Source organism: Streptomyces sp. NPDC058877 (genome assembly GCF_042742855.1).
Lineage (GTDB): Bacteria > Actinomycetota > Actinomycetes > Streptomycetales > Streptomycetaceae > Streptomyces.
In genome coordinates this window covers 1-6,555 of sequence record NZ_JBHYMF010000287.1, presented here as the reverse complement: position 1 = coordinate 6,555, position 6,555 = coordinate 1, and the positions used below count along the sequence as shown (strand labels likewise).

The 6,555-nt window shown below is 72.9% G+C and carries 5 protein-coding genes and 2 pseudogenes; 4 read left to right on the top strand and 3 right to left on the bottom strand.

Annotation, left to right across the window (positions count from 1 at the left end; all coding sequences use genetic code 11):
- Positions 1-654, bottom strand: a pseudogene (locus ACFW2Y_RS33960) (hypothetical protein); the annotation flags it as partial.
- Positions 655-901: 247 nt separating this feature from the next.
- Positions 902-2,506: a sigma-70 family RNA polymerase sigma factor gene (locus tag ACFW2Y_RS33955; protein ID WP_384887048.1), complete on the bottom strand. Its 1,605-nt coding sequence runs from the start codon at positions 2,504-2,506 to the stop codon at positions 902-904.
- An 805-nt stretch (positions 2,507-3,311) separates the two neighbouring features.
- Here ACFW2Y_RS33955 and ACFW2Y_RS33950 point away from each other — a divergent pair.
- The 3 genes and pseudogenes from ACFW2Y_RS33950 to ACFW2Y_RS33940 all read left to right on the top strand — a co-directional run bounded on the left by ACFW2Y_RS33950 (position 3,312) and on the right by ACFW2Y_RS33940 (position 4,885).
- The gene (locus ACFW2Y_RS33950) at positions 3,312-3,677 is read left to right on the top strand and encodes a hypothetical protein (protein WP_384887045.1); all 366 of its coding nucleotides are present in this window, start codon (positions 3,312-3,314) and stop codon (positions 3,675-3,677) included.
- Positions 3,678-3,809: 132 nt separating this feature from the next.
- Positions 3,810-4,283, top strand: a complete 474-nt coding sequence (locus tag ACFW2Y_RS33945; RefSeq protein WP_384887050.1) for a GNAT family N-acetyltransferase — start codon at positions 3,810-3,812, stop codon at positions 4,281-4,283.
- Between the two features lie 205 nt (positions 4,284-4,488).
- Positions 4,489-4,885 (top strand): annotated as a pseudogene (locus ACFW2Y_RS33940) (tautomerase family protein).
- 142 nt (positions 4,886-5,027) lie between these two features.
- On the opposite strand, the gene ACFW2Y_RS33935 reads toward ACFW2Y_RS33940, so the two are convergent.
- Positions 5,028-6,020, bottom strand: coding sequence for a GlxA family transcriptional regulator (locus tag ACFW2Y_RS33935; RefSeq protein WP_384887042.1), 993 nt, complete (start codon positions 6,018-6,020; stop codon positions 5,028-5,030).
- Positions 6,021-6,073: 53 nt separating this feature from the next.
- On the opposite strand from ACFW2Y_RS33935, the gene ACFW2Y_RS33930 reads away from it, so the two are divergent.
- A complete protein-coding gene (locus ACFW2Y_RS33930; RefSeq protein ID WP_384887039.1) occupies positions 6,074-6,469 on the top strand; it encodes a cupin domain-containing protein in 396 nt (131 codons plus the stop codon).
- Positions 6,470-6,555: the final 86 nt, after the last annotated feature.

The following is a 6,555-nucleotide window of genomic DNA, read 5'->3' as shown; positions in this document are numbered from 1 at the left end:
GGACGGTGCCTCCGGCGCCGTCCGCTGCACGGTGCCGTCCGTACCGACCAGCGCGCCGACCAGTGAGGTCGTGCCGACCACCGCCACCAACACCACGGCGGCTCCGGCCGCCCTGGCCGGCCGGCCCCGGTCGGTGGAGCGACGGGCCGCGGCCCTCTTCCGGTGGGACCGGCGCGGTCCGGGCGACCCCCCGGTCACCGGGGGCTCCCCGGTGACCCACTGCACGGCGACCGGACGCAGACGGAGGGTGTCGTCCTCTGCCGGGAAGGCCGCCCCCTCCGGGCCGATCCGCCCGGGGACGTCCGGCCCGGGCGGCGGGGGCACCGGCCCGTGGGCGAGCGGGGAGTGCGGTGCGAACGGATCCGTCGTGCGGTGTTCCGGCACCGGATCCGGTGCCGACCACGACGACGCGTGCGCCTGCACGATGCCGAACACCGGGCCGGGTCGGTGCGGGGCGACCGGGACCGGCGTACCGGGGAACGGTTCCCCGTCCGGGGCGGACGGGGAGTCGCGGCGCGGCGGCGCGAGGTAGGGGCGCACCCACGTCTGCGCGAACGGCTCGGTGTCGCCGTGCGCGTTCGCCCCGGCACAAGGGCAGCCCGCGTCCCCCGTCGGTCGGGCGGTGCCGCAGTGGGGGCAGATCGTTCCGGACACGTCCGTCCGTCCTCTTCTCGGAGGTCGTTCCGATGTTCGGCGCCCCCTTGGTCCGTTGCTCTTCACGGGAGAAGAGCAACGGGGATCCACCGCCCTCCCGACGCTTTGCCTTTCCTTTGCCGAAGGTCCTCGGGAGCCCGTCGCGGTCCGGGCGCGCGCAGTCCCCGGCTCCCGGTCCACCGCCCCGTGCCGGAAGCCGGGGTGACCGGCGTCGCTCCCCGGTACTGCCGGGCAGCGGCCCGTGGGGTCACCAGTCGGTGCGGAAGTGCAGGGACGGGGAGAGGTAGTAGTGGTGGGTCGTCGCGATGAGCGGGTCGTGCGGTTCGTCGCGGGCGGCCGGTGCCCACTGCTTGAGCCCCAGGTACATGTTGTCGCTGGTGAAGATCCCGGCGGTGCCCTTGTCGTCGTGCCGGTTGATCGTCCAGGTCTGCAGGGCGTCGGCGGGATCGCAGGCGGTCTGCCGCACGGGAGCGCCGTCAACGGTGGTACCGGTGTGGGAAAGGCACAGCTCGGTTCCCACGTTCCTCAGCATCACCCGGCGGCGCTTCCCCTGCGGGATCACGTCCCACTCCTGGTGCGCCGCACCGGTGCACGCCGCTTCGCGCGGCTGGGTCCCCGCCTCCCTGCTCCCTCCCGGAATCTCCATGCACAGCCCCGTGGCATCGATCCGCAGCCGGGTGCGGTCGCCGGGGCCGGGCGGCAGGGCCGTCACCGACGGGCCGGTGGTCTCCGCACGCGCGAGGACCGGCAGGGTGGAGGGGGACGCGTCGACATCGGCGGTGCGCACGGTTTCGTCGGGGGGAGCGGGCGCATCGGCCGAAGCGGCTTCGGGCAGCATGCGGAGTTCCTGGACGGCGGGCGGATCGGCACGCACGGCATCCGGTTCGGTCGGCACGACGAGGTAGGCGAGGGTGCCGAGTGCCGCGGTGACGGCCAGCGACGCCCCGGCGAGCTGCGCGGTCGACAGGACGGACGGGGCGCCCGCACCACCGGAGGCAGCCGCTCCCCCGCTCACCGGCACGACGGCCGCGGCCGCAGCCGTCGCCCCGTACGAGGAGAGGTACTGCTCCGCCCCCCACAGCAGCACGGCGCCCGGCAGCACCGCGCGCAGCCGGGAGTTGATCTCCCTCAGGTCCCGGAACGCCCTGCGGCAGGAGCGGCACTCGCCCAGGTGACGGTCCAAGTGGCGGCCGGCCCCACGACGGCTCCGCCGGACCGCGGCGGCCATCAGGGGGCTGTACCGTCGGCATTCGTTGGACGTCTTCGGGCCGTGCGCGTGTTCCGACAGGTACGCCTCGCGCAGTCCTTCCCTGGCTCGCTCCGCCAGCGACCACACCCCACTGGCGCTCAGCCCCAGCATGCTCCCCACCCGTTGGGCGCTCTCCTCCTCCACGAGCGTGTGCCACAGGACCGCCTGCCAACGCTCGGGCAGCGTGCGGAAGCAGCGCACGACCAGGTCGTCCTCCTCGCCCCGCAGTGCGAACTCCTCGCCGCCCTGGGCGTGCGGAACGGCGTCCTGCCAGCGCTCGACGTCCTCCGTCAGCTCGGCCCGCCGTGCCGTGGCCGTCCAGGCCATCGCCGTCCGCCGCACCACGGTCAACAGGTACGGCCGCCACGGCCCGGTCGGGCCCCCGCCCGACCTCACCGCCTCCAGCGTCCTCGCGAACGCCTCGGCCGCGAGGTCCTCGGCCGTGTGCGCATCGCGGCAGCACGTCCGCGCATAGGCCAGCACGGCGGACCGGTGGCGCGCGTACAGCTCGGTCATCGCCCCCGGTGCCGAGCCGGCTCGTATCAGCTCCGCCAACTCCGCGTCCGAACGCTCGGCGATGGGCGGTCCCGCGTACTCCGTCATGGTGCTCCTGAAGTCCGGCCGGACGACGTGGGGTCGGCATGCCCGGGGAGACCTGGCGGCAGCCCCCAGCAGGGAGCTCGGCAGCCGGTCGTTCCCCGCACGCCCTACCGGAATATGTTCATCCGGTAGGCGTCGCCCAGCGAGAATAGACGTACGTTCCACTGCTGGGCGTCCGTGGTGCTCCACGGACGCCGACGGACGGACGACGAGGGGCGCCCGCCCGCATCCACCGCCCCTCGGGCGGACGACACGAGTCCTGGGCGCTCAGGGCGCCCTCGGCCGACGGAACGTCGAGGAACCCGCCCGGTTCGGACCACGGGACACCGTCCCGCCGCCGCACCGGATGGACTCCGACGCCACGACACGGATGCGGTGCCGACGCCGCCGGGAGTCCCCGATCGACCGGTCCGCCTCCGAAGGGACTCCCTGGACCCGGGCGGCGGGCCGGCCGGCGACCGGGGCGAGCACAACGGCTCCGCCGGCTGCACGGCACGGGAGCGGACGGCACCTGACGTCGTTCACGGGCTTCCTCGTCGTTCTGGCAAAGGGCGTTCAATACCACCGATGCCTTTGCCCCCACCCCATCCCGCCGCGTTATCGAACCGTGATCAAAAGTCGACGGAACGTGCCGAGGCGCGCCCCCGCGCCCCCGCGCCCCCGCGCCCCCTCACCCCCGAGGCCGTCGCGCCAGGAGTCCGGCCCCAACGGGCCTTCTTCCGATGACTGCTGCGCACCGCACGGGGCCAGCGGGTCAACGGAGCAGTGGAGTTCGGAACCGCCGGCCCGCCCGGGACGTCGAAGGGCCATGACGAAGAGGACGCAACGAACGATCCCCGCACTCGCCCTGGTTGCCGGGGTCCTCGTGGGCTGCACCCAGGCCGACGAGGTCACGAAGGCCGACCGGCCGGTACCGTCCGAGCGCACGATTCCCTTCGAGCTCTACACACACTGCGGAATCGACGAGGCCCGCATCGGCTCGACGTACTTCGAAGCGGAGACACCGCTCTCCGACGGCTCGGGCAACCCGCCCGAGGGATGGGACAACCCCACCCAACTCGGCACGATGACCTTGAAGTCCGAGACGGAAGCCGTCTTCACCGACGACGCCGGACACGAAGTGAAGTTCGTCGCCCGACCAGGCGCGAGCGCCTCCAAGCACGTCTGCGCCTAGGGCGAACGCCGGGTCGCGACCGGTCCGCGGGTTCCGCTCCGGTGGTCACGCCCTTCCCGGCGACCGCCTCGTGTGCCACGGTGCAACCGACGCCCTTCCCCCGCGGTCGCTAGGGTCGACCCCATGGCTTCCATGGATGTTTCCCTGCGTCCCGTGCGCCCCAGCGATCTGCCCGTGTTCTTCCGACACACGAGCGATCCCGAGTCGAATCGGATGGCCGCCTTCACCGCCGAGGACCCGACGGACCGAACCCACTTCGACGCGCGCTGGAAGCGCATCCTCGCCTCGCCCGACGTCGTCACCCGCACCGTGCTCGCGGACGGCGACGTGGTCGGTCACGCGGCCGTGTACGGCGATCCGGGCGAACGGGAGGTCACGTACTTCATCGATCGCTCCCACTGGGGGCGGGGCATCGCGACCGCGGCCCTGCGGGGGCTGCTCGCCGAGGCCCCCGAACGCCCGCTCCTGGCCCGGGTGACGGCGGACAACACCGGATCGGTGCGGGTCCTGGAGAAGTGCGGCTTCAAGGTCATCGGCGAGGACCGGGGGTTCGCGAACGCGCGGGCAGCGGAGATCGACGAGCTGGTGCTCCGGTTGGACGCCTGATCCTCCCCGCTCCGCAAGCCGTCCCCGCGTTCATCGGCCTTTCGCCCCGGGACGATTGGGCAGCGGAGCCTTCGCGGGTCGTCCTTGCCGGCCTTCGGGGAACCGCCGTGGCGGTCGAGTTCCTGACGGGCGGGACCCTCAGCGCTTGATCGTGGCGTCGATGAGGGCCTGGAGCTGCACCGCGGCGCGGTCCAAGGGTTCGGGGCTGCGCTTGGCGCGGCAGAGCGCGACAATCCAACAAGACCTCGCCGCCGTACTGCTGCGGTGGGAGGGCGCGCCCGACACCGCCTTCTTCCGAGGCCAGGCGGGAGCCACCTCGCCGAGCCGCCCGAGGGTGCACAGCGGACGGCCGAGGACGACGCACCCCGTTTCCTGGTGGAGGTCACGGCTCCCCAGGGGCCCCGTCGGAGCGGCGCAAGGCGGGCCTGGTCGAAGGAAGCCACCGCCCCGTGCTCTCGGCCGCCGGCCTGTCCCCGGACCAGGCGCTGCGGGTGTGGGCGCTGGTGCACGAGCAGCCCGAGGGCACCTGGGGCGCGGGCGGCTCCGTCGTCCGTCACGCCGACCTGGTCGCCCTGACGAAGGAGCAGCAGGTCGATGCGTGAACCGACCTACGTCGCCCGCCGTACCGAACCACGCACGAACCCGTAGAACCGCCCCGTGCGGACCGCGATGACGCACGTCAGGTGCCCGGAGGCGGCATGGTCGAAGTGCGCCGAGACCGAGCGGGGCAGCGCCGGAAGCACTTCACCTGGCCTCCGGCCCGAACCGGTTCCGGTACGCCGACGGCGTGATGCCGGTCTCGCGGCGCATGAGGGCGCGCAGATGGGCGGCGGTGCCGAGCCCGCTGCGCCGCGCGACCACCTCGAAACGGGACTCCCCCCGCTCGATCAAGCGGCATGCCAGGGAGAGCCGTTCCCCCGTGAGCCATGCCAGGGGCGTCGTGCCCAACTGCGCCCGGAAACGGCGGTGCAGGGTCGCCGGGCTGACCGCCGCACGTGCCGCGAGGTCGGACACGGTGAGCGGTGAGTCCAAGCGCTCCTGGGCCCAGGACAGGACCGGGGCGAGGGACTCGTCCGGCAGGTCGGGCATCGGGCGCTCCACGAACTGCCGCTGTCCGCCGTCCCGATGTGCCGCGAAGACCAGTCGCCGGCTCACTGAATTGGCGACCTCCGCACCGTGGTCGCGGCGGACCACGTGCAATCCGAGGTCGAGCGCAGCCGCGCTCCCCGCAGCGGTGAGGATGTCGCCGTCGTCCACGAACAGCACGTCCGTTTCCAGATGGACGGAGGGGAAGCGGGCCCGGAAGGAATCCGCCCACTGCCAGTGGGCGGTGGCCCGTCGTCCGTCGAGGACCCCGGCTTCGGCCAGGGTGAAGGCGCCGCTGCAGAAGCCGACCAACCGGGCACCGCGCGCGTGCGCCCGCCGGACGGCATCGAGCACGGCGGGACGGCGGGGCACCTCGACGTCCGGCCGGTTCGGGACGATCAGGGTGTCGGCCGCGTCGGCCGCTTCCAGACCGGCCACTCCCGTGAGGGTGAAGAATCCGTCCCGCATCAGGGTGCGGGGCTCGGGGGAGCAGAGCGCGAAGTCATAGAGGTCGCGGCCGATCTCCGGTCGGCGCAGGCCGAAGACCTCGGTGGCGCAGCCGAGCTCGAAGGGATTCGAGTTCGCGTCCACGATCACGACGACCCGGTGCGCACCCGCCCCCTGACCGTGGTGCGAGGATTCTTTCGGCATATGCAATTCCTAGCACTCACGCCGGTCGTGCGACAGGTCCCAGGATTGACCCCATGAGCAGCGATCCCATCTCCCTGAGCAAGGCCCTGAGCTCGTTCGACGCCCTGTGGAGCCCCCGCGTCGTCACGCACGTCAACGACTACGAGGTCCGCATCGCCAAGGTCGAGGGCGAGCACGTCTGGCACGTCCACGACCACACCGACGAGTTCTTCCTGGTGCTCGACGGCGAGCTGGACATCTCCCTGCGCGAGCCCGCCGGGGAACGCACGGTCACGCTTTCCCGGGGATCGGTCTTCACCGTCCCCCGGGGCACGGAACACAAGCCGCAGGCTCCGTCCGGCGCCTCCATCCTCATGTTCGAGCCCACCGGGACGTCGAGCGTGGGTGATCGCCACGACACGGTCCCGGCCCACGTGGACTCGACGACCGGGCACGCACTGAACTGCTGATCCGGGGCGACGACCCCTGCGACGGGCCTCGCACCCGTGGCGCGGACCGGCCCGTCGCCCGGAGGCCCTTCCGCGGCCCGCCCCGA

Bases quoted from the DNA above. Each gene is read 5' to 3' on its own strand.
- ACFW2Y_RS33950 (WP_384887045.1), top strand. From the start codon at position 3,312: ATGACGAAGAGGACGCAACGAACGATCCCCGCACTCGCCCTGGTTGCC.
- ACFW2Y_RS33955 (WP_384887048.1), bottom strand. From the start codon at position 2,506: ATGACGGAGTACGCGGGACCGCCCATCGCCGAGCGTTCGGACGCGGAG.
- ACFW2Y_RS33945 (WP_384887050.1), top strand. From the start codon at position 3,810: ATGGATGTTTCCCTGCGTCCCGTGCGCCCCAGCGATCTGCCCGTGTTC.
- ACFW2Y_RS33935 (WP_384887042.1), bottom strand. From the start codon at position 6,020: ATGCCGAAAGAATCCTCGCACCACGGTCAGGGGGCGGGTGCGCACCGG.
- ACFW2Y_RS33930 (WP_384887039.1), top strand. From the start codon at position 6,074: ATGAGCAGCGATCCCATCTCCCTGAGCAAGGCCCTGAGCTCGTTCGAC.